Source organism: Rathayibacter sp. PhB179 (assembly GCF_004345345.1).
Lineage (GTDB): Bacteria > Actinomycetota > Actinomycetes > Actinomycetales > Microbacteriaceae > Rathayibacter > Rathayibacter festucae.
This window is the reverse complement of the sequence record NZ_SLVD01000003.1, coordinates 61,659-80,935: the sequence shown is the minus strand read 5'-3', so window position 1 is coordinate 80,935 and position 19,277 is coordinate 61,659. Positions and strand designations below refer to the sequence as shown.

The window sequence follows — 19,277 nt, the reverse complement described above, 5'->3', positions numbered from 1 at the left end:
GTCACTCCAGCGAGATGTGCGGACGTCCTGGTCAGCGGGAGTCGATCGCGTCCGCGGCGTTCTCGGCAGGTGCCGCCCGGTCGTCGATCACCCGCAGCCTTACCACCGCGCTCGCGAAGCCGCGGCGGTCCCGGGTGGCGAGCACCCCGACGAGCGCTGCCAGGACGAGCAGCGTCGCGCCGGTCCCGGAGCCGGGCAGCGGGGAGGCGAGCGCGGCCGCCCAGCCGCCGGACCCCAGCGCCCAGCGGACCAGCCGCTGCCACAGCGCCGGCGGCGTCGACGGCGTCAGGCGGACGACCGCCTCGCCGATCGTCCGCCTGGTGCGCAGCACGAGCACGAGCTGGAGCGCCGGCGCCACGAAGGCGAGGACGCCCAGCACCAGCGGCGCGAGCCCCGGCGGCACGCCCGGCTCGAGGAGCGCGAGGCCGAGCGCGGTCACCGACGCCAGCGTCCCCGACACCAGGGTCAGCACGAGCGCGTCGCAGAGCATCCCGAACAGCCGGCGCCGCAGGGTCACCGGCCGCGGGTGCCCCGCGTCGCGGTCGGCGCGGCGTCCGGTGAGCAGCACGAGCACCGGAGCGAGCACCGTGCCGAGCAGCGCGCCCGCAGTGTTCGCCAGCAGGTCGTCGACGTCGAAGAGGCGGTAGGCGCAGGGGAAGAGGAACCAGTCGCCCGTGAGCTGGGTGAACTCGATCAGCAGCGACACCGCCAGCCCGGCGAGACCGCCCGCGACCACGCCCGCCGCGAGCCGGCCCCGCAGGACCACCTGGCGCACGAGCATCCCCAGCGGCACGAAGAGGATCACGTTGAAGACCACCTGCGCCGACGCCCGGTTCGTCACGATCGAGAGCGGTCCGCTCAGCCCGCCCTCCTTCGCGATGTCGGCGAGGAAGGTGAAGGGCCGCAGCTGCGGCGACGACGGGGTGCGGCACAGCGCCTCCACCGTGCTCGCGTCCGGCAGCGGCAGCAGCGTGTAGGTGACGAGCGCGAGCGCGTAGACGACGGTGAGGAAGGCCAGGATCGCCGGCCCGAGCCCCAGCTCGCCGCGCCGCCGGTACTGCAGCGCCGCCCACGGCACCAGGCCGACGACCGCGAGCACGGATCCCCCGAGCAGGGCGACGACGGCGGGCCAGACGGAGTCCATGACTCGACCCTAGACAGCGGGCTTCGGGGGATGAGCCTGCTGCGGGCGGGACGACCGCAGGCGAGCCGGCGACGGCGTTGCCGACGGGGCGGCGCCGACGGCGAATCGCAGCAGACGACACCCCGGCAGCGCCTGCGCGACCGGAGTGAAGGGGAGCCGCGCACGCTCGACGTCGACAAATCCCGCACCGCCTTCGGAGAACCGCTGGTCGACACGGCCCTTCTTCAGGAGTGACCGATCGTCACCCGCAGTCTCGCCACCACGGCGGTGGCCGAGGCCCCGCAGCGCGCTGATCGAGCAGTTGCGGCCAGATCTCCGACGCAAGCGCCGGATCGCGGTTACCGCTACCGCTGCGCTGAGGACCGATGCGCCGGCCGTTCGGTACGGGGTTCCTGCTCGGGCGTCATCAGGCGGAACGCTCGACCGTGCCTCCCGAGCACGGCGGCCTCCTCAGGCGGCTGTTTCACAGGACTCGTCCGTCGCCCACGGCCTCGGTGCCTTCAACGATGGTGAAGTCCGCTCCGGCGCTGAGGGAGCTGTAGTCGATGTCGTACAGAAGCTGAAGGATCACTTCGCTCGTCTCGCCGGGTTCGACTTCCGCAGCCTCGCTGCTGCGCACGATCACGCCGAGAGGCGCTCCGTCGCCGCCGACGACGACCGCATGAGGTCGATACCGTCCGTCGAGACCGATGGGCGCCTGCCGGCCGCCGTCGCTGGTCGGACGGAGACGGATCCTCGCGCGGACCGTTCTCGCGTCTGATCGCGGTCGTGTCACCGGCTCATCCCTTCGCCTGCTTTGCGATGTCCTCCGAAGCCGCGCTCCGTCTCGGCGTCGACGAGCGCGCGATGAGCTACCTCTCCAGGGAGACGGACCCGAAGGACGGGTAATCGGGGCCTTCGTAGTTCATGGCGGTGAGGGTTCTGATCGCCGGCATGGTGTGTGCTCCCTGTATCGCGATCTCCTGGTCCGGCTGTTCCGGGTCCAGGGGACCGATGTCGAAGGAGTAGCCGGCAGTGTCGACCCAGGCGCCCGAGCCGTCCTGCTCGAGCGCGCCCTCCTTGAGCTCCAGCCTCAGATCAGAGGCGTCACCGGTCGAGAATCCGGTGACGGTCGCCCAGGTCGATCCGTCCGCGCGGCGCTCGATCAGGACCGATCCTGTCGTCTCGGTCTGCTGATTGACGAAGTCGCCCCTCAGGGGGAGCTGCTGCTCGAATGCACTGAGCTGAGGGTCGTCCGACGCGGCCGGACCCGGCGTGCCTGCCGAATCCACGCCCGACGATTCGACAGCAACTGTCGACGATTCGGCGCCGGCGGTCTCGTCCGCGGTGCAGCCGGAGAGCACGAGTACGCCGGCTAGAGCCGAGATCGAGAGCGTGATTCCGATTCTGCTGATCCCCATGGCCCGATCCTGGCATGAGGGCGCCCGCGCGACGAGCCGACGTGAGGTGGCGTCCCGCAAGGGGATGGTCTGGCGGGCGCTGATGGCCCCAAGTCGCGGACGAGGACGAGGGCACCGCCGCCGCCGAAGGCGAGGACGCTCACGACGAGGCCGACCGTCGCAGGGAAGTCGTAGTGATGGACCGTCTGCGGGCCGATGTCATCGCCGTCGGCGTCGTAGGCGCAGTTCACCCCCAGGGGCAGGAGCGTCGGATCGCCGGTGATGCGGACGGACTCGACGGAGAGATCGCCCGCCTCGGGGAACGGTCCTCGCGAGCATTGCACGTTGAAGGGATCGATCCCGTCGAAGGTCCATCCGAGGGCTATCGAGGCGAGACCGAGCGGGACCGACAGGAGCACGAGCGCCCAGCCCGGTAGTCGTCTCCTCAGTGGACGCATGTCCACAAGCTACAGGCGGCGGGCGTCCCTCCAGAGCGTGCCTTGTGGGGATCGTCGACCGGTACGGAGTGGCGAGGCGGTTCTCGGGTCAGCGATCGAGCTGGACCACCGTGAGCTGGAACACGGCGCAGCGCGGGGCGGCCGCGGCGAAGTCGTCGGGGCCCGCGTTCCCGCCGGCCTCGAAGATGCGCGCGGCGACTTTTCGTCCCTGGCTGTGCTGATGCCAGTACGCGCGGAGGACGGCGCCGCGCTGCTCCTCGGGGAGCTCCGTGAAGGCCACCCTCTCTCGTCGCCGGCCGCGCTGTATCTCGCCCTCGCCCGCCGCGCGGACGTTCTTCACCCACTCCATCCGCCGCCCGGCGACGACGTAGCGGGCGCCCTCGAGAGTGACGATCGAGACGGGCGTGGAACGCGGTTGTCCGCTGACGCGTCCGCGGACGGTGAGGATCCTCGGCGGCCCGGCCGGGACGCCGAGTCGGTTCAGGAGCTTCACCGCAGCGTTGCCGTACTTGAGCAGGGGCGGGAGGTCCGGTCGGTCGTTCATGATGCGTCCTTCGGGCGGGAGTCTGTGTCGTGGGCCTGGACCGCGGTGCCGATCGCGTGGAGCACGCGTCGGGCGGTGTCGACGGCGGCCGGATCGAGCCCTGCGGCGGCGTTCCCCGCCCAGGGCGCGGCGCGGGCGGCGGCGGCGGCGAGCACGGTCTCGCCCTCCGGCGTCAGGGTGACGAGCTGCGCGCGCCGGTGGTGCGGGTTGGGCTGGAAGGCCACGAAGCCGTCGCGTTCGAGGTCGTTCACGATCCGCTGGACGTTCTGCCGGGAGACGTCGAGGTCGCGGGCGAGCCAGGCGACCGGCCGCGGCGCACCCGCGGCGAGGGCGCCGAGGATCTGCCAGCGCGCCGAGGTCAACCCGAGATCAGCGACGAGGCGATCCCCGGATGCGGAGAGGACGTTGCTGAGGTGGAGGACGCTGAGCACCAGATCCTGGAAGGGCGGGTCGTGCTCAGTGAGCTGCGGAGGGTGCATCCGACCACGGTATGTCATCATGCTGTCAAAACGTCACGTTAGTGACGGTATGGGAGGCTGCCCGCCCATCCCGTATGGGGATCGTCCACCGGTACATGGAGATGCGCCACCGAGCGCCGCGAGAATCTGTGCATCGCGGCACTGCGTGGCGGTGTTCTAGCGCCAGTTCGTGTCGCACCCACACTGGCGGAGGATCGGGATCTCAGGCGGGTCGACGTCGATGAGAGAGGCGGCTGCTAGGTGCGACTGTGGACCACTTGAACGAAGAGTCCTGTGAGCTCGTCGCAGTCGGGATTGCTGCGCGTCCACACCCGCGCGTCTTCGTACGCCTGGAGGATCGCGTCGGAGCTGGCCTCCGTCCACCAGGCGGGGCTCAGCGCGGCATTCAAACGCGCTCGGACGTCAGCTAGCTCGGTGGCGAGTTCCCTCAAGAGGGAGCGGGTCGCGTCGGGGTCGATTTTCGAGTCCCAGAGCTTGGCGATGTGGGCGTCGAGCCTGGCTGCCGCCGAGACGTCGGCGGCAGCCAGTGCGGCGGTGAGGTCGATCTTGCTCGGCGCGGGATGAAGATTCTACTCGAGTACGCCGAGGACGGGGATACTGTCGTCGTCTGGCGAGTGGATCGTCTCGGCCGGTCACTGATCGACGTTCTCGACACGGTGAATCTGTTGCGTGAGCGAGGGGTGCAGGTGCGGTCGATCTCGGACGGCATTGACCCGTCGACGTCGACGGGCCGGCTGATGCTGAACATGCTCGCTACGCTCGCGGAGTACGAGCGGGAGCTCATCGTCGAGCGAGTGAACGCCGGCATCGCCGCCGCGCGTGCGAGCGGAACGCGCTTCGGCCGTCCTCTGTCGGATCCTGCGGTGGTCGCGGACAAGCTCGCGAATGCCGCGGACGCGCGAGCACGTGGGCGCACTGCTGAAGACGCTGCTCGTCTCGTCGGGTGGAGTCGTGCGTCGCTGTATCGCCATCAAGCGGACGCCGGTCGCCGCGCAGTTGCGGGAGAGCAGGCAGCGTCCCAGTAGGAGATGGTCTACCGGTCATGAAGGCGGAGGGTGAGGAGTCGGCGTGTGATCGGCGCTGGGTTCAGTCGGCGGAGAGGGTGTTCCTGGGGTATTCGCCGAAGCGGCGGGCGTAGTGGGCGGAGAAGCGGCCGAGGTGCGTGAAGCCCCAGCGGCCGGCGATCTCGCCGACGGTGGTGGTGCCGGGTTCGAGGGTGCGCAGCTCGGCGTGGACGCGGTCGAGGCGGATGCGGCGGAGGTAGTCGAGCGGGGTGACGTCGAGTTCGCGTCGGAAGAGGGCGTGAATCCCGCGGACGCTGACGCCGGCGGCGGTCGCGACGTCGTCGATGGCGAGGGGGAGGTGGGCGTGGGCGTGCAGGTGCTCGATCGCGGCGCGGAGGGTGGCGCCGGAGGGCATGGCGATCGGGGTCGAGACGGCGAGGGGGATGTGGGGGAAGGTGTCGAGGAGGGAGACGGCGGCGGTGCGCTCGGCCTCGCTGCGCAGCAGGGCGGGGCTGTCGTCGTTGTCGACGACGCGGGCGACGCCGGCGACGGTGCTCGCCCACTTCTGCAGTGCGTCGCCGATCGGCTGGGCGCGGGTGTCGAAGAGCAGCGGACGAATGCGCAAGGGCTCTCGAGGTCGTCGTCGAAGCGGTTCACTGGCGGGATGGATGGTCTTCCTCTTCTCGTGCTCGTCGTGATCTTCCTCGCCGCTGCGGCCGTGGTCTGGGTGGCAGGGATCCAGCTCTCGAAGGCGACGGATGTGCTGGACGCGCGCCTCCACCTCGGCAGCGCTCTGGGCGGGCTGATCGTCCTCGCTGTGGCCACGAACCTGCCGGAGATCGCGATCACCGTGTCCGCGGCGCTCTCGGGGAACCTCGACGTGGCCGTCGGCAACATCCTCGGCGGGATCGCTCTCCAGACGGTCGTGCTCGTCGTGCTCGACGTCTTCGGCAAGCGGGGGAAGGGCGTGAAGCCGCTCACCTACCGCGCGGCGTCGCTGACGCTCGTGCTCGAGGGCCTGGTGGTCGTCGCGGTGCTCGCCGTGGTCATCGCCGGCAGTCAGCTGCCCTCCGGTCTGGAGGTGCTGCGCCTGACACCCGATGTGGTGCTGATCGCAGCGCTGTGGGTGGTGGGCCTGCTGCTCGTGCAGCGCGCCGGCCACCACCTCCTGTGGCACGAGGACGGTCGCGCGCCCGACGCGACACCGCCCCGCTCCAGCGATACGAAGAAGCAGTCGATGAGCACCCGGAAGGCGGCGATCGTCTTCTCCGTCTCGGCCCTCGCGACTCTGATCGCCGGCGTCGTCCTCGAGCGCACGGGCGACGCCGCGTCCTCGCAGCTCGGCCTGTCGGGAGTCCTGTTCGGAGCAACGGTCCTCGCACTGGCCACCTCCCTTCCCGAGATCTCGACCGGACTGCAGGCGATCAAGCAGGGTGACGACAACCTCGCCATCAGCGACATCTTCGGCGGGAACGCATTCCTGCCCGTCCTCTTCCTGGTCGCGACCGTGCTCTCCGGGAATGCGGTCCTGCCGCAGGCCGGCTCGTCGGACATCTACCTCACGGCGCTCGCCGCGCTGCTGACCCTCGTCTACGTCGTCGGCCTGATCTTCCGACCCTCGCGCCGCATCGCCGGCATGGGGGTGGACTCGTTGATCGTCCTGGTCCTCTACGCCGTCGGGATCGGCGGGCTCTTCGCGATCACCGCGGCATGAATCAGTTCGGTAGGGGTCGTCAACCGGTCCTTGAAATGGCGCGGATCGGACCTGCGTGATCAGAGCGGGAGCGTGCGGTCCTCGATCACGTTCTTCATCACGAGGGTGGAGGTGAGGAGCTGCACGCCCGGGAGGGCGGCGAGCTGGTCGTCGTAGAACTGCTGGAACGCGGGGAGGTCGCGGGCGGCGACGCGCAGGAGGTAGTCGGGCTTCCCGAAGAGGCGCTGCGCGTCGAGGATGTTCGGCTGCTCGCTGACGGCGCTCTCGAAGGCGTGCAGAGTGTCGCGGTCGCTGGAGCGCATCGTGACGAAGATGAGGGCCTGGAAGCCGAGGCCGAGGGCGGCGTGATCGAGCCGGGCGCGGTATCCGGTGATGACGCCGGCCTGCTCGAGCGCGCGGACGCGGCGGTGGCAGGGGGAGACGCTCAGCGTCACTCGCGCAGCGAGGTCGGTGAGCGAGATCCGCCCGTTCGCCTGCAGCTCGGCAAGGATCTTCCTGTCCACGGCGTCCATGGCGACGATTCTTCCCGATCGGGGCGTCTCCCGCGCAGTATTCGCAAGCACTTCGCGCCGGATCCTCCCTACTCTTGCGTGCTGGCGGCGTGGAGCGCGGCCGGAGTGGAGCGTGGATCGTGCCGGTGGAGGCTGTCGGAGCGTTCTGGCTGGTGTCGATCGCTCTCGCGCTCACGCCGGGTGCGGACTGGGCGTTCGCGATCGCGGCGGGTCTGCGCGGCCGCGTCGTCCCGGCCGCCGTCGCCGGTCTGCTGCTCGGGCACACCGTGCACGCCGCGATCGTCGCCGCGGGAGTCGGCGCGCTGCTCGCTGCTCTCCCGGGCGCGCTGACGGTCCTGACGATCGCCGGCGCGGGCTACCTGCTGTGGCTGGGCGTCGGGACGCTGCGCCGTCCGCCGGTACCGCGCGCGGACGACGAGCTCGCGCCCGTCCGGCGGAGCCGGTGGCTGCTGCGCGGCTTCGGGATCAGCGGCCTGAATCCGAAGGTGTTCCTGCTCTTCCTCGCGCTGCTGCCGCAGTTCACGAGGCCCGGCGCGCCGCTGCCGCTGGTCGTGCAGATCGTGCTCCTCGCGGCGCTGCACATCGCGACCTGCGCCGTCGTCTATCTCGGCGTCGGCTTCGGCGCTCGAGCCGTTCTCTCCACTCGGCCGGCGGCGGCCCGCGTCGTCTCGCGGGTGTCGGGAGCGGCGATGATCGGCATCGGCCTGTTCCTGCTCGTCGAGCAGATCGCGCACTTCACCACCTCCCTCACCTGACCCGCGAAGGACCACCGATGCCTGAACAGCCCGCCCCCTACACCTCCGCGCCCGAGCCCGCGACGGCACCCCGACCGCGCGTGCGGATCCCGCACCTGCGCGGGATGAAGGAGCGCGGCGAGAAGTGGGCGATGCTGACCGCCTACGACATGTACACGGCCGCGATCTTCGACGACGCCGGGATCCCCGTGCTGCTCGTCGGGGACTCCGCGTCGAACAACGTGCTGGGGAACGAGACGTCGCTGCCGATCACGGTGGACGAGCTGCTGCCCCTCGTGCGCGCGGTCGCCCGCGCCGCGACCCGCTCGCTCGTGCTCGCGGACCTGCCGTTCGGGTCGTACCAGGGCTCGCCGGAGCAGGCGTTCCACACCGCGGTGCGGTTCCTGAAGGAGGGCGGCGCGCACGCGGTGAAGCTCGAGGGCGGGAGCGAGATGGTCCCGCAGGTCGAGAAGCTCGTCGGCTCCGGCATCCCTGTCATGGCGCACATCGGCTTCACCCCGCAGTCCGAGCACGTCCTCGGCGGCTACCGCGTCCAGGGTCGCGGCGGAGACGCCGAGCGCCTGATCGCCGTCGCGCGCGCGTTCGAAGCCGCGGGCGCCTTCGCGCTGCTGGTCGAAATGGTCCCCGGCGACGTCGCCGCGGCGATCACCCGGGCCGTCTCCATCCCGGTCGTCGGGATCGGCGCCGGCGTCGAGTGCGACGCGCAGGTCCTGGTCTGGCAGGACATGGCGGGACTTCGCACCGGGCGCCTCCCGCGCTTCGTCAAGCAGTACGCCGACCTGCACGGCGCCCTGCACACCGCCGCCCGCGACTTCGCGGCCGACGTCGCCGCGAGCACCTTCCCCGCCGCCGAGCACACCTTCTGAGGACGACACCGTGACGCACGAATCGAACGACCCCGCCCTCGACGCCCGCATCCGGCGCAGCTTCGACCGGCAGGGACTCATGCACCACCTCGGCGCCGAGCTGACCGGCGTCCGTCCCGTCGGGCAGCAGACCCTGATGCGAGTAGGGACGACACTGTCCCGTGAGGGGGCGGATACCCGGACGTCGCCGTGAATCAGGACGCATGAGGCACGGCCTCGCGCGGGAGGGGTGTCGCGGCGACGCTGCGGAGGATGTCGAGGGCGTCGGCCGACGCGCTGCCGGGGTCGGTGAGGTAGACGGCCAGGTGCAGGCCGGCGGCGGACGGGACGGGGAGCGACTCGTAGGCGACGGTCATCTCTCCGACGTCGGGGTGGTGGAGGCGCTTGGTGCCGGAGGTGTGGGTGCGGACGGTGTGCCCTCCCCACCAGGTGCGGAACTCGTCGCTGCGGGTGGACCTCACCCCGGACGAGGTCACCGCACTCGAGGAGCACTACCGGGTGCGCCCCGCGGGCGGCTTCTGAGCACCTGCTCCACCACCACGATGAAGCGGCCCGACGGCGCGCATGTGCCCGGGCCGCTTCGGCTGCGCGACCCGCGGGACCGGAGCATCGCCAGGGGATCACGGAGCCGCGACGTCTCCGTGTCTCCGTGTCTCCGCCCGTTCGTCGTCAGTCGCCCTGGAGCGGGAAGACGTCCCCGCTGAACGGGGAGAGGTCGAGCCACAGGCACCGGTAGCTGCGCTCGGCGAAGAGCCAGCGGCCGTCGCGGCGGACGAGGCGGTCGGTCCAGATGCCGTTGGTGCGGTAGTAGCGCTCGGGGCCGCGGGCGAACTCCTGGCAGAGGGACTCGGAGTGCGCCTCGTCGCCGTCGATGTCGATCGGCCCCTGAGTCGTGAACTGCAGGAAGTAGTCGTTGCCCTGCCAGAGCCGGTCGAGCATCTCGACGCAGGCGTCCGGCCCGGTCGCCTCCTGCGCGAAGGGCTCGCCGATGCGCCAGGTGCCCTCCTCCGCCCAGAGCGCGCGGAACGCGGGGGTGTCGTGCTTGGTGCACGCCAGGCCGAACCGCGCGACGAGGTTTCGGATCTCGGTGTCGGACGCCGGGTCCATGGCGGGGGCGGGGTCGGTCATAGGGTGCTCCTCGATCGGTCGTGGCAGCGGCCTCGTCGAGCCGCCCGGGTGCGGAGCCGGTCCGCGGTCCGGCCGGCGGGTGAGTTTCCGGACTCAGAGAACAGCGATCGCGGACGCCCGGCAAGAGCGGATCGGATGCTTGACAGCGAGCGCTCCGACTCGACGGGGTCCTCCACGAGGACGGTTCACCACCGTTCCGAGGACCTTCCCCGACCTCTTCTGCGAGGACGGGACGATCGAGGTGCCGTTCGACGGCGACGGCGACAGCGCGCCGATCGTCGGCCGGCCCGCGATCGAGCGCATGGTCGCCGGTCTCGCGGGCTTCCTGCGCTTCGAGCGGGTCGACTTCACCAGCGTCCTGCCGACCGATCGACCCGATGTCCTGGTCTGCGAGTACGTCGGCGTCCTCGTCCGCGCCGACATGCCGGGAGCGCAGCGCCGACGGTACATCTCCGTTCTCACCCTCCGCGACGGGAGGATCGCGCACATCCGCGAGTACGGCGGGCCGTTCCTGCCCGCTGACCGGTGACCGGGTCCGCTGTCCACGGGTGCCGGCACCTCGGATGACGGGACGGCTGTCCGGACGCTGCGTTGGCGCGCTTCTGTTGCCGCAGGAGCGACGATGAAAACGACCTCTCCGGTGAGCAGTGCAGCGACTGCCAGCCGGTGACGGCTGCGCGCTCGAGGTCCGGAACGCGAGCGCCACCACGATCGGTCTGCCGCTCTCTAGTCCGTTCCGCGTCGTTTCGAGCGGGCGCGGAGAAGCGCCGCGATGACCAGGAGAGCAGCCAGGACAGTCAGGGCCCCGGGAAGCCATGCGGGCGTGACGAGCACGCGAGCATCGACCGAGGAGACGCCGTCGTTGCCGTCCGCGACGCTGACGCGGACCTGGCACCAGCAGAGGGGAGGCGGTGCCTCCACGGTGCCTGTGAGCACGCCGCTGGAGGCGGGCCGGACGGGGTTCCCCGCAATGACGAACGGCTGCCCGCCGTCGCTGATCGTCCCGGCGACTCCGCCGTCCGTGGCGCCGGGGACCACGGTGACGTTGCCGTCGTTGATCAGGGTGGCGGTGACGGGGAACGAACCGGTCGCGAAGCTCGGCACCGTCAGGCCCTCGACCCGGGCGCTACGGGAAGGAGTGCCGGTGCCCTGTACGTAGACGGAGGTGGTGATCGCGGTCGCCATTCCCACAGAACCCTCGCTCGAGTCGACGACTTCGGCGAAGGTCACGCCGACCCGGCGCTCTTCCGCACCGCGGTCGGCCGGCGCCTCGATGCGCACCGCTACGGGAGCCGAGGCGCCGGCGGACACCGTGACCCGCTGCTGATCGAACGAGACCCACGCGCCCGCATCGCCGGTCGCAGCGCTGATCGGTCGACCGCTGGAGTCGAGCTCGGCGGCCGACGCCTTGTAGGTCTTCTCCGCGTCGCCGACGTTCCCGATCGTGTACGCGAGCGTCACGTCCGGGGTCTCGGCAGGCACGACGCTCCGCACGGGCGAGACCGAGATCGCTCCCGCTCCGCCGCCGGTCGGCGCAGCACCGTCGCTCACATCAGGGACGACGGCCTCGCCACGGCCGAGCACGACCGCGATCAGAGCGACCGCGACGACTGCGAGAAGGACCGCGACGAGGATCCTGCGCCTCACCGTCAGTAGGTGACGGTCGCCGTCAGAGTGTCGGAGTAGCTGCCGACCGGCGAGTTCTGTCCCGCCGGGATCGTCCCGTAGACGGTCAGCGTCTGCGCGGACCCGGTGCCCACTTGCTGGACGACGCCACCCGCAGAGGAGCCCCAGACGTTCGTTCTGGCCGAGTCCGTGTACACCTGATACATGAGCGTGGACGCGCCAGCCCCCGAGTTGAGACGGCGTCCGGACGGGTCCTGGGAGTTGGTGCCGTTTCCGACAGCGACGGAGTACATCGTCCCGTTCGTCGAGGTCACCGTGATCGTGGAGGTCGCGTTGACGGCGGCACCGGCGTAGTTGCCGAAATCGAGCGGAGACGCGCTCAGGGTCGCGCTGCTGGCGATCCTCGCCGAGACGGGGATGCTCGACGTGCTCGACGCCGCGTAGGACGCGCTGGGCGCGGCGACCGCGAGGACGCCTCCCGCGAGGAGGGAGAGGGCGAGAGCAGAACGGGAACGCACGGCAGAGTCCTTCGATAGAGACGGCGCGGATTCGCCGTCGTGGGCCGCGCGAGAACTCGCCGGACCGGCCGGCGTTCCCTGACGAGCACACCGCACTGGCAAAATTAGGGACCGCGCCGAGCGTGCCGCTACCCCCCGAAAAGCCCGCCTCGCCCACCGGAGGACGGAGGGGGACGGTCGAGCGGGGTGGCGGCGACGTCCTACTCTCGGAGGACTCGTGGTCGCGACAGAAGGGCATCGCCGTGCGGATTCTCATCGTCGGAGCGGGCGCGACCGGTGGTGCGTTCGGGACCCGCCTCCAGGAAGCCGGCCGCGACGTCACCTACCTGGTGCGTGCCGGCAGGGCCGAGTCGCTGCGGAGAGACGGACTCCGCTTCGTCGCGCCTTCGGAGGATCGCACCCTCGACGTGACGACACTGGTCGTGGGGGAGGAGGCGCCCGTCTTCGATCTGGTGCTCGTGACGGTCAAGGCGTCGGCGCTGGAGGACGCCGTCGCCGATGTCCGTGCCTGGGTCACCGCGAAGACGCTCGTGCTGCCGATCCTCAACGGCATGGCTCACATCGACCTGCTGCAGACCGAGTTCCCCGGGCGAGTGCTCGGCGGCTCGGCCAAGATCGTCGCGACTCTCGACGGCGGCGCGGTCCGCCAGATGACCGGGCTCTCGGTGCTCACGATCGGCTCGCTGACGGACGCACCGGTGCCGGCTCACGTGGCCGAGGCGCTCGACGTCCCCGGTATCGACCTGCGGGTGTCCGATGACGTGCTCTCCGCACTGTGGGAGAAGTGGGTCTTCATCGCCGCAGCGGGCGTCGTCACCTGCCTCTTCCGCAGCGCGATCGGCCCGGCCCTCGAGGCGGGCGCTCTCCCGTGGATCCTCGACGCGATCGAGGAGGCGGAGACCGTCGCCGACGCGGCAGGCCTGCCGGTGTCCGCCGCGGCGCACGAGCAGTCCCTCGCGATCCTCACCGAGGAGGGGTCCGCCTTCACGACCTCGCTCTACCGCGACCTCGTCGCCGGCCTGCCCACCGAGGCCGAGCACCTGCTCGGCGACCTCGCTCGCCGAGCGCGGGAGCTGAGCGTCCCGACGCCGCTCCTCGACCTCACCCTCGTGCAGATCCGAGCAGGAGCTCCGGCTCAGGCGCCGGCCGTCGCTGCTGAAGCGTCCCGCGCCCCCCTTCGGGGCGACCTCGAGCATCGTCCGTGAGGGGATGGTCGACCGGCCCGTGGCCCGTCGACGCCGATCAGGTGCGGTAGCGCTTGCGCATTCCGTCGAGGAAGAGCTTCCTGGGCAGGAGGGTGTGCAGCGCGGCGACGCGTCGTGCGTCAGCTCCGACGAGCTTGTGGAGTGGGGGCCGGGACGACAGGAGGACCTGGGCGACGGCGTCGGCGACGGTCGAAGGAGCGGCGCCGGCGGCGACGTCGTCGTCGAACGCTGCTTCGACGCGTCGTCGCGCTCGGTCGTAGGCGTCGAGGCGGGCGGCGACCGCGGATTTGCCCGCGCGCAGGTCGGTGCGGATGAACCCCGGCTCGATGATCGTGCAGTGGATCCCGAACGGCCCGACCTCCAGCTGCAGAGCCTCGATCCAGCCTTCGAGCGCGTGCTTCGATGCGGTGTAGAACGCGTCGAAGGGCACGGGGACGATCCCGGACAGCGACCCGATGACCACGATGCGGCCCGCACCGTTGCTGCGCAGGTGGGGGAGGACTTCGCGGGTCACTCGGTGCACCCCGAAGAAGTTCGTCGCGAAGAGCGCCTCCGCCTCGGCGACGGTGGTCTCCTCGATCGCCCCGGCCGTGTCCACACCAGCGTTGTTCACGAGCGCGTCGAGGCGGCCGGTCCTGCCGATGAGCGTGCGGATGGCGGCGCGGACGCTGTCGTCGTCCGTGACGTCGAGAGGAAGCGAGTCCTCATCACTCGGATCCGTCCGGCGCTGCCCGCCGAACACTCGCCAGCCGTCGCTGCGCAGGCGCTCGGCGACGGCGCGCCCGATGCCGCTCGAGGTCCCGGTGACCAGTGCGACCTGCTGCTCGCCCATGACGCCAGCGTAGAACCGACCGGCCGTCGGTGGCGAACGTCTGCCTTCGCCATCGAGCTCGCCCGGCTCGGCCCGGTGCAGGGCTCTGACTGGTGCTGGTCGATGTGCGGGACGTCCTCGTCGCCCGGCTGTCCCGTACGAGGATCGCGACGTGCCTCACTCGGCTCTTCAGTGCTGCGAGAGGTCGTGCTCGAGGGGAGCGCGGATGGAGGGTGTGACGACGGTGTCGCCCAGGGTCTGTTCGAGGTCGGCTGCGGCCGTGCCGATCGCGTCCGCACCGTCCGCGCCGAGGTCTTCGAGGAGCCGGGTCCGGACGCCGCCGGGGGTCGAGGCCCACACGCCGACGATGCGGCCGTCCCACCAGATCGTCGGGCCGACGTTGCCTCGGCTGTCGTAGAGGCCGGCGGTGTCGGCTGGGCTGTACCAGTGGCGGTGTCTCCATCCCATGGCTGTCGAGTCGAGAGACGGGAGAAGCGCCGCGACGGGCTCCGTCGCCTCGATGTCATCCGGAGCATCGTGTCGATGAGGCAGGTCGATGCCGTCAATGCCGTCGAGGTCGGTGTCGACGACGGCGAGAGCGGTCAGGGTCGCGCGGGTCGCAGTCTTCGTCCACCCGGTCCACCACTGCAGGTCGTCCACCGTCGCCGGCCCGTACGACTGCAGCCACCGTCGGGCGATCCGCGTCCGAGCCTCGAGGGCGTCCCGAGGGGGTACGCCGTCCTCCCACCAGGCCTCGACGGCCTGCCACCGATGCTGTCGCGTCGTCCACGCACCGACGGGGGTGCCCCGGACGATCTCTCCGGCGGCGCTCATCAGGGCGAGGAGACTGCTCGTGACCGTCTGCTTCGTGTCGGACGGAAGCCGAGGCGGAATCGGTGTCTTCAGGCCCGGCACCGCAGCGCTCAGCTGCGCGCCGGTCGCGTCACCGATCTCGCGGAGACCCGCCCGGACGTCCTTCTCGACGCTGCGGACCCACGCGGCGACGTCCGGGACGTCCGGTAGAGCCTGATTCTTCTCCAGTGTCGTCACGAGGCGGCGCCGCAGGACGTCGGCGAGGGGCGCGCTCACGGCGGCGTGCACGTCCGGTACGAGGTCGCGGTCCAGCAGGAACACGGTGCGGCGCATCGCGAGCCACCGCACCAGCAGTCGTCGCTCGTACATCTCCGCCGCGATGTCCTCGAGGGTGACGCCCGTCGTCCGGGCGAGGATCGAGAGGTACGGGGTCGCGGGGTCGGTCGCATGCACGGCGACGAGTGCATTCGTGACGTGCCGAGGAGACGTGCCGGACCGATCGAGAAGATGCCGACGCACGAGGAGGCGCCGGCGCTGCGCGCTGGAGACGTGCACTGGTCTCATCCGACGTCCTCACCCTGTGGCAGTGATCGAGATGTCCGCGTCACGCCGGGCCGGCTCGGTGGACCCAGGGGCTCGGAGCGATCGCGGGAGGGTCAGTCGCAGCCGATGATCCAGGTCGTGCCGAACATGTCGGTAAGCATGCCGTACAGGGGAGCGAACGGGCTCGGTCCCAAGTCGGTCAGCACGGTTCCCCCGTCGGCGAGGCGCCGCCACTGCTCGCTGATCTCGGCCTGATCGTCGCCGTGCAGGGTGAGGTAGAAGGGGTTCCGGCCGGCGTCGTACGGCTTCGCCGTCTGGACGTCGTAGGCCATGATGCTGAAGCCGTTGGGCGCGGTGAGCCGACCGAACGAGACAGCGTCGGCCTGAGCGGGGTCGTCGACCTGATGCGTGTCCGCATACGTGGCGAGTGCGACGTCGCCTCCGAAGACCGATCGGTAGAAGGCGAGCGCCTCCCGGGCCTGACCGCGGAAGTTCAGGTGCGGGGTGACGGAAACGGTCATGGTGGGCTCCTGGGGGATGTCGGGGTGGGAATCACCGACGTCCGCGCAGCGCGGGGACGACGACGTGGTCGATGAGGTCGGCGACGAATTCGCGGGTGACCGGTGTGCGCTGGACGGCGGTGCGGTGCACGCACATCGTGGGGATGACCATCGCCAGCGTGTCGATGTCGCCAGGGGGGAACTCCCCGCGGTCGATGGCACGGCGCAGGAGCGATCGACTCACCTCGACCCAGGGATCAGCGCTGGCCGACGCGGTCAGGCTCGCCAGAGCAGGGTCCGTGCGGCCGGCGTCCGCGAGGGTGCTCATCACATCGATGCGGAGCTGCTGTTCCGCCTCGGACATCGTCACGGTCGTGGCCAGGAGGTCGTCGCGGAGGCTCCCGAGATCCGGCAGGTCGGTGCTCCCGGCATCAGCCGCGGTGAGGTGAGCGACAGCCGCTGCAGCGAGGGCCGTCTTCGTCGGCCAGCGACGGTAGACGGTCGCGCGAGCCGCACCAGCACGAGCCGCAACGGCATCCACTGTCGCCGCCTCGTACCCGACCTCGGCCATGACGGCGAGTGCCGCGTCCAGGATCACGCCGTCCCGAGAGCGGTCGAGCTTTCGACCAGGCTGGCGACGCGGGGAGGAGGTCATGAGTGAAAACGATACTGCGACGTATCGATATACACAAGACTCGAAAATGATTCGACGAAGCTCCGTTGGTTCGTCCCTGAGGGGGACGGGAGAGCGGGACGCTTGCGAGCCGGGGAAGGCGTCAGTGTCACACCGTCGTCGCCTCCCGGGCGAGCAGCTGCTGGATGACTGGTCCGAGAGTGGCGAAGATCCGGTCGAGATCTGCGGCGAGCAGGGCCGGCACGCCGACGACGCGGCGGCCGACGACGACGCCGATCAGCATCGAGGCGGCGAGGCCGGCGCGGAGCGTCGCGTCCTCGCCCCGGCCGGCCGTGCCGTGGGTGAGCCGGGACTGGATGAAGTCCCGCAGGGTCTCGCTCGCCTGCGCGTTCGTGACGGCGCCGCGGAGCATCGCCATCAGCGGCTCCGACTCCGCGTCGTCGCCCTCGAAGGCTTCGAGGTAGGCGCGGACGACCCGCTCGCCGAGGTGCTCGTCGGCGCCGTCGAAGGCGGTGTCGAAGCGGTGCAGCGCGGAGGCGGGGACCGCCATCACCGCGGCGAACAGCTCGTCCTTCGAGCCGAAGAACTGCATGACCTGGGACGGGTCGACTCCGGCATCCGTCGCGATCCGGCGGATGGTCGTTCCGGCGTAGCCGTCGGCGGCGAAGCTCGCCCGAGCCGCCGTCAGCACGGCGCCCCTCGTGGTGGCGGAGCCGGGGCGTCGACCGGGGCGTGCCGACCGCGGAGTCTCGTTCATGCTCCGACGCTACCTCGCCGTGCCCAGAATCTCAACGCCTGTTGAGTTCGTGACCGATCGGACGTACGCTCGGCCCGACGCGAGCCCACGGAGGACTCACCGCACGATCGCCAGAACCTGGAGCACGCCATGACCGAGAAGATCTACACCGCCTCCCACCCGCTGCCCGCCGTGCGCAGCGGAGTGCTCACCGCGTTCGAGCCCGGTGCCCGCGTCCTGGAGGCAGGCTTCCGCCTCGCCCCGCCGTTCCGGGAGCTGCCGGTCGACGTCGTGCTCGAGAAGGACGTCGCTGTGACGCTGCGCGATGGAGTGACGATCCACGTCGACGTGTTCCGCCCGGTCGGCTCGGAGCCGGTCCCGGTGATCGTCGCGTGGAGTCCCTACGGGAAGGGTCAGGGCAGCTCGCCCAGCGTGATGGGAGTCTTCGGGCTGGTCGGCCTCGACAACGGCATCGTCTCCGGGCTGGAGAAGTTCGAGGGCCCGGACCCGGCGTACTGGTGCGCCCGCGGCTATGCGATCTGCAACCCGGACGTGCGCGGCGTGGTCGACTCCGAGGGCGACAGCGTGCTCTGGGATCGCCAGGAGGGCCGCGACTGCCACGACCTGATCGAGTGGCTCGCCGAGCAGGAGTGGTGCACGGGCAAGGTCGGCATGTCCGGCACGTCCTACCTCGCGGTCTCGCAGTGGTTCACCGCGGCCGAGCAGCCGCCGCACCTGGCGGCGATCAACCCGTGGGAGGGCGTCAGCGACGTCTACCGCGACCTCGTCTTCCGCGGCGGAATGCCCGACACCGGCTTCGCGCGGCAGCTGCAGGACGGCAGCTTCTTCGGCAGGAACCGCAAGGAGGACGTCCTGGCCGAGGCGGAGGCGCACCCCCTCGTCGACGAGCTGTGGGAGCAGAAGATCCCCGCGTTCGAGAGGATCACCGTCCCCGCCTACGTCGTCGCCAGCTACTCCAACACCCTGCACACCGCCGGCACCTTCCGCGCCTGGCGCCGGATCGCGTCCGAGGAGAAGTGGCTGCGCATCCACAACACGCAGGAGTGGCCCGACTACTACGACGAGGCCAACGTCGAGGATCTGCGCCGCTTCTTCGACCACTACCTCCGCGGCGAGGACTCGGGCTGGGAGCACACGCCCCGGGTCCGCTACTCCCTCCTCGACCTCGAGGGCGGCGACCGTGTCGGCTTCGAGGCGGAGTCGTTCCCGCCCGCGGACGTCGTGCCGACGCGGTACTACCTCGACGGCGCAGCCCGCGTGCTGACGGCGACCGCGCCCTCTGCTCCGGTCGAGGCCGCGTACACGGTCGACGCGAACCCCAGCGCCGTATCGTTCCTGACCCGGTTCGACGAGGAGACGGTGCTCGTCGGCTACCCGAAGGCGCACCTGTTCGTCGAGGCGCGCGGTTCCGACGACCTCGACCTCTTCGTCCTCGTGCAGAAGCTCGACGCGCACGGCACCCCGCTGCAGGCGTTCACTGTGGCGAACCGCACCGCCCGGGCGCACGACCTCACCGACCACGGCGCCACGATCCTCCGCTACAAGGGCTCCGACGGACGCCTGCGCGTCTCGGCCCGCCGCCTGGACCCGGCGCTCACGACCGACGACGTCCCCGCGCACGCCTTCGACCGCGTCGAGAAGCTCGCCGACGGCGAGATCGCCGAGGTCGAGATCGATCTGCTGCCGCTCGGCCTGCTCTTCCACCCGGGGGAGCAGCTGCGCTTCGTCATCAGCTCGCGCAACCTGATGGGCACCCTCATGCCCGGCATCCGCGAGTACGTCGGTGCGAACGCCGGGCAGCACATCGTCCACACCGGCGGCGAGCACGCCTCTTTCCTCCAGCTGCCCGTCCAGAGCCGCTGACCGTCCTCGAATCGAAGGAGCACC

At 70.7% G+C, this 19,277-nt stretch carries 24 protein-coding genes; 8 read left to right on the top strand and 16 right to left on the bottom strand.

Annotated elements, in window-relative coordinates:
* Positions 1-31: 31 nt before the first annotated feature.
* The 5 genes from EDF43_RS07620 to EDF43_RS07600 all read right to left on the bottom strand — a co-directional run bounded on the left by EDF43_RS07620 (position 32) and on the right by EDF43_RS07600 (position 4,004).
* Positions 32-1,144, bottom strand: coding sequence for a VanZ family protein (locus tag EDF43_RS07620; protein ID WP_132436174.1), 1,113 nt, complete (start codon positions 1,142-1,144; stop codon positions 32-34).
* Between the two features lie 463 nt (positions 1,145-1,607).
* Positions 1,608-1,769: a hypothetical protein gene (locus tag EDF43_RS21745; RefSeq protein ID WP_165909049.1), complete on the bottom strand. Its 162-nt coding sequence runs from the start codon at positions 1,767-1,769 to the stop codon at positions 1,608-1,610.
* Between the two features lie 226 nt (positions 1,770-1,995).
* Positions 1,996-2,544 (bottom strand): hypothetical protein, encoded by a 549-nt coding sequence (locus EDF43_RS07610; protein ID WP_132436173.1) that lies wholly within the window; start codon positions 2,542-2,544, stop codon positions 1,996-1,998.
* A 525-nt stretch (positions 2,545-3,069) separates the two neighbouring features.
* A complete protein-coding gene (locus EDF43_RS07605) occupies positions 3,070-3,525 on the bottom strand; it encodes a nitroreductase family deazaflavin-dependent oxidoreductase (RefSeq protein ID WP_132436172.1) in 456 nt (151 codons plus the stop codon).
* Positions 3,522-4,004, bottom strand: a complete 483-nt coding sequence (locus EDF43_RS07600; RefSeq protein ID WP_123735707.1) for a MarR family winged helix-turn-helix transcriptional regulator — start codon at positions 4,002-4,004, stop codon at positions 3,522-3,524. The genes EDF43_RS07605 and EDF43_RS07600 overlap by 4 nt, the downstream gene beginning before the upstream one ends.
* A 482-nt stretch (positions 4,005-4,486) precedes the next feature.
* Here EDF43_RS07600 and EDF43_RS07595 point away from each other — a divergent pair, with 482 nt between their 5' ends.
* Positions 4,487-5,029, top strand: coding sequence for a recombinase family protein (locus EDF43_RS07595; RefSeq protein WP_243646256.1), 543 nt, complete (start codon positions 4,487-4,489; stop codon positions 5,027-5,029).
* A 61-nt stretch (positions 5,030-5,090) separates the two neighbouring features.
* Here EDF43_RS07595 and EDF43_RS07590 read toward each other — a convergent pair whose 3' ends face one another.
* Positions 5,091-5,633, bottom strand: a complete 543-nt coding sequence (locus tag EDF43_RS07590; RefSeq protein ID WP_132436171.1) for a helix-turn-helix transcriptional regulator — start codon at positions 5,631-5,633, stop codon at positions 5,091-5,093.
* A gap of 39 nt (positions 5,634-5,672) precedes the next feature.
* On the opposite strand from EDF43_RS07590, the gene EDF43_RS07585 reads away from it, so the two are divergent.
* A complete protein-coding gene (locus EDF43_RS07585) occupies positions 5,673-6,722 on the top strand; it encodes a sodium:calcium antiporter (protein ID WP_132436170.1) in 1,050 nt (349 codons plus the stop codon).
* 59 nt (positions 6,723-6,781) lie between these two features.
* Here the strand turns inward: EDF43_RS07585 and EDF43_RS07580 are convergent, their stop codons facing one another.
* Positions 6,782-7,234 carry an Lrp/AsnC family transcriptional regulator gene (locus tag EDF43_RS07580; protein WP_132436169.1) on the bottom strand — a complete coding sequence of 151 codons (453 nt, stop codon included), beginning with the start codon at positions 7,232-7,234 and terminating at the stop codon, positions 6,782-6,784.
* A gap of 125 nt (positions 7,235-7,359) precedes the next feature.
* Between EDF43_RS07580 and EDF43_RS07575 the strand changes: the two genes are divergently transcribed.
* From EDF43_RS07575 to EDF43_RS07565, 3 genes are read left to right on the top strand one after another with little or no spacing between them, the layout of a single operon-like run.
* Positions 7,360-7,989 carry a LysE family translocator gene (locus EDF43_RS07575; protein WP_347812538.1) on the top strand — a complete coding sequence of 210 codons (630 nt, stop codon included), beginning with the start codon at positions 7,360-7,362 and terminating at the stop codon, positions 7,987-7,989.
* 17 nt (positions 7,990-8,006) lie between these two features.
* On the top strand, positions 8,007-8,855 hold the full coding sequence (gene panB, locus EDF43_RS07570) for a 3-methyl-2-oxobutanoate hydroxymethyltransferase (RefSeq protein ID WP_132436167.1): 849 nt from the start codon (positions 8,007-8,009) through the stop codon (positions 8,853-8,855).
* 10 nt (positions 8,856-8,865) lie between these two features.
* Positions 8,866-9,048, top strand: coding sequence for a hypothetical protein (locus tag EDF43_RS07565; protein WP_132436166.1), 183 nt, complete (start codon positions 8,866-8,868; stop codon positions 9,046-9,048).
* 1 nt (position 9,049) lies between these two features.
* Here EDF43_RS07565 and EDF43_RS07560 read toward each other — a convergent pair whose 3' ends face one another.
* A complete protein-coding gene (locus EDF43_RS07560; RefSeq protein ID WP_132436165.1) occupies positions 9,050-9,316 on the bottom strand; it encodes a hypothetical protein in 267 nt (88 codons plus the stop codon).
* A 208-nt stretch (positions 9,317-9,524) separates the two neighbouring features.
* Positions 9,525-9,983 (bottom strand): nuclear transport factor 2 family protein, encoded by a 459-nt coding sequence (locus EDF43_RS07555; RefSeq protein WP_123735700.1) that lies wholly within the window; start codon positions 9,981-9,983, stop codon positions 9,525-9,527.
* A gap of 241 nt (positions 9,984-10,224) precedes the next feature.
* On the opposite strand from EDF43_RS07555, the gene EDF43_RS07550 reads away from it, so the two are divergent.
* Positions 10,225-10,512 (top strand): hypothetical protein, encoded by a 288-nt coding sequence (locus EDF43_RS07550; RefSeq protein WP_132436164.1) that lies wholly within the window; start codon positions 10,225-10,227, stop codon positions 10,510-10,512.
* A gap of 197 nt (positions 10,513-10,709) precedes the next feature.
* Here EDF43_RS07550 and EDF43_RS07545 read toward each other — a convergent pair whose 3' ends face one another.
* Together EDF43_RS07545 and EDF43_RS07540 are read right to left on the bottom strand one after the other, a co-directional pair.
* Positions 10,710-11,630: a hypothetical protein gene (locus EDF43_RS07545; RefSeq protein WP_123735698.1), complete on the bottom strand. Its 921-nt coding sequence runs from the start codon at positions 11,628-11,630 to the stop codon at positions 10,710-10,712.
* Between the two features lie 2 nt (positions 11,631-11,632).
* Positions 11,633-12,127, bottom strand: coding sequence for a spore coat U domain-containing protein (locus EDF43_RS07540; protein ID WP_165909048.1), 495 nt, complete (start codon positions 12,125-12,127; stop codon positions 11,633-11,635).
* A 242-nt stretch (positions 12,128-12,369) separates the two neighbouring features.
* Between EDF43_RS07540 and EDF43_RS07535 the strand changes: the two genes are divergently transcribed.
* Positions 12,370-13,332 carry a 2-dehydropantoate 2-reductase gene (locus EDF43_RS07535; protein WP_132436163.1) on the top strand — a complete coding sequence of 321 codons (963 nt, stop codon included), beginning with the start codon at positions 12,370-12,372 and terminating at the stop codon, positions 13,330-13,332.
* Between the two features lie 37 nt (positions 13,333-13,369).
* Here EDF43_RS07535 and EDF43_RS07530 read toward each other — a convergent pair whose 3' ends face one another.
* The 5 genes from EDF43_RS07530 to EDF43_RS07510 all read right to left on the bottom strand — a co-directional run bounded on the left by EDF43_RS07530 (position 13,370) and on the right by EDF43_RS07510 (position 17,390).
* Positions 13,370-14,164, bottom strand: a complete 795-nt coding sequence (locus tag EDF43_RS07530; protein ID WP_132436162.1) for an SDR family NAD(P)-dependent oxidoreductase — start codon at positions 14,162-14,164, stop codon at positions 13,370-13,372.
* 168 nt (positions 14,165-14,332) lie between these two features.
* Positions 14,333-15,409, bottom strand: coding sequence for a winged helix DNA-binding domain-containing protein (locus EDF43_RS07525; RefSeq protein WP_165909047.1), 1,077 nt, complete (start codon positions 15,407-15,409; stop codon positions 14,333-14,335).
* 203 nt (positions 15,410-15,612) lie between these two features.
* Positions 15,613-16,020 (bottom strand): VOC family protein, encoded by a 408-nt coding sequence (locus EDF43_RS07520; protein WP_123735693.1) that lies wholly within the window; start codon positions 16,018-16,020, stop codon positions 15,613-15,615.
* Positions 16,021-16,051: 31 nt separating this feature from the next.
* Entirely contained in the window at positions 16,052-16,654 is a 603-nt protein-coding gene (locus EDF43_RS07515) for a TetR/AcrR family transcriptional regulator (RefSeq protein ID WP_132436160.1), read from the bottom strand.
* Positions 16,655-16,781: 127 nt separating this feature from the next.
* Positions 16,782-17,390 (bottom strand): TetR/AcrR family transcriptional regulator, encoded by a 609-nt coding sequence (locus EDF43_RS07510; protein WP_132436159.1) that lies wholly within the window; start codon positions 17,388-17,390, stop codon positions 16,782-16,784.
* A 129-nt stretch (positions 17,391-17,519) separates the two neighbouring features.
* On the opposite strand from EDF43_RS07510, the gene EDF43_RS07505 reads away from it, so the two are divergent.
* Complete coding sequence (locus EDF43_RS07505; RefSeq protein ID WP_132436158.1) at positions 17,520-19,253, top strand: CocE/NonD family hydrolase; 1,734 nt, start codon at positions 17,520-17,522, stop codon at positions 19,251-19,253.
* Positions 19,254-19,277: the final 24 nt, after the last annotated feature.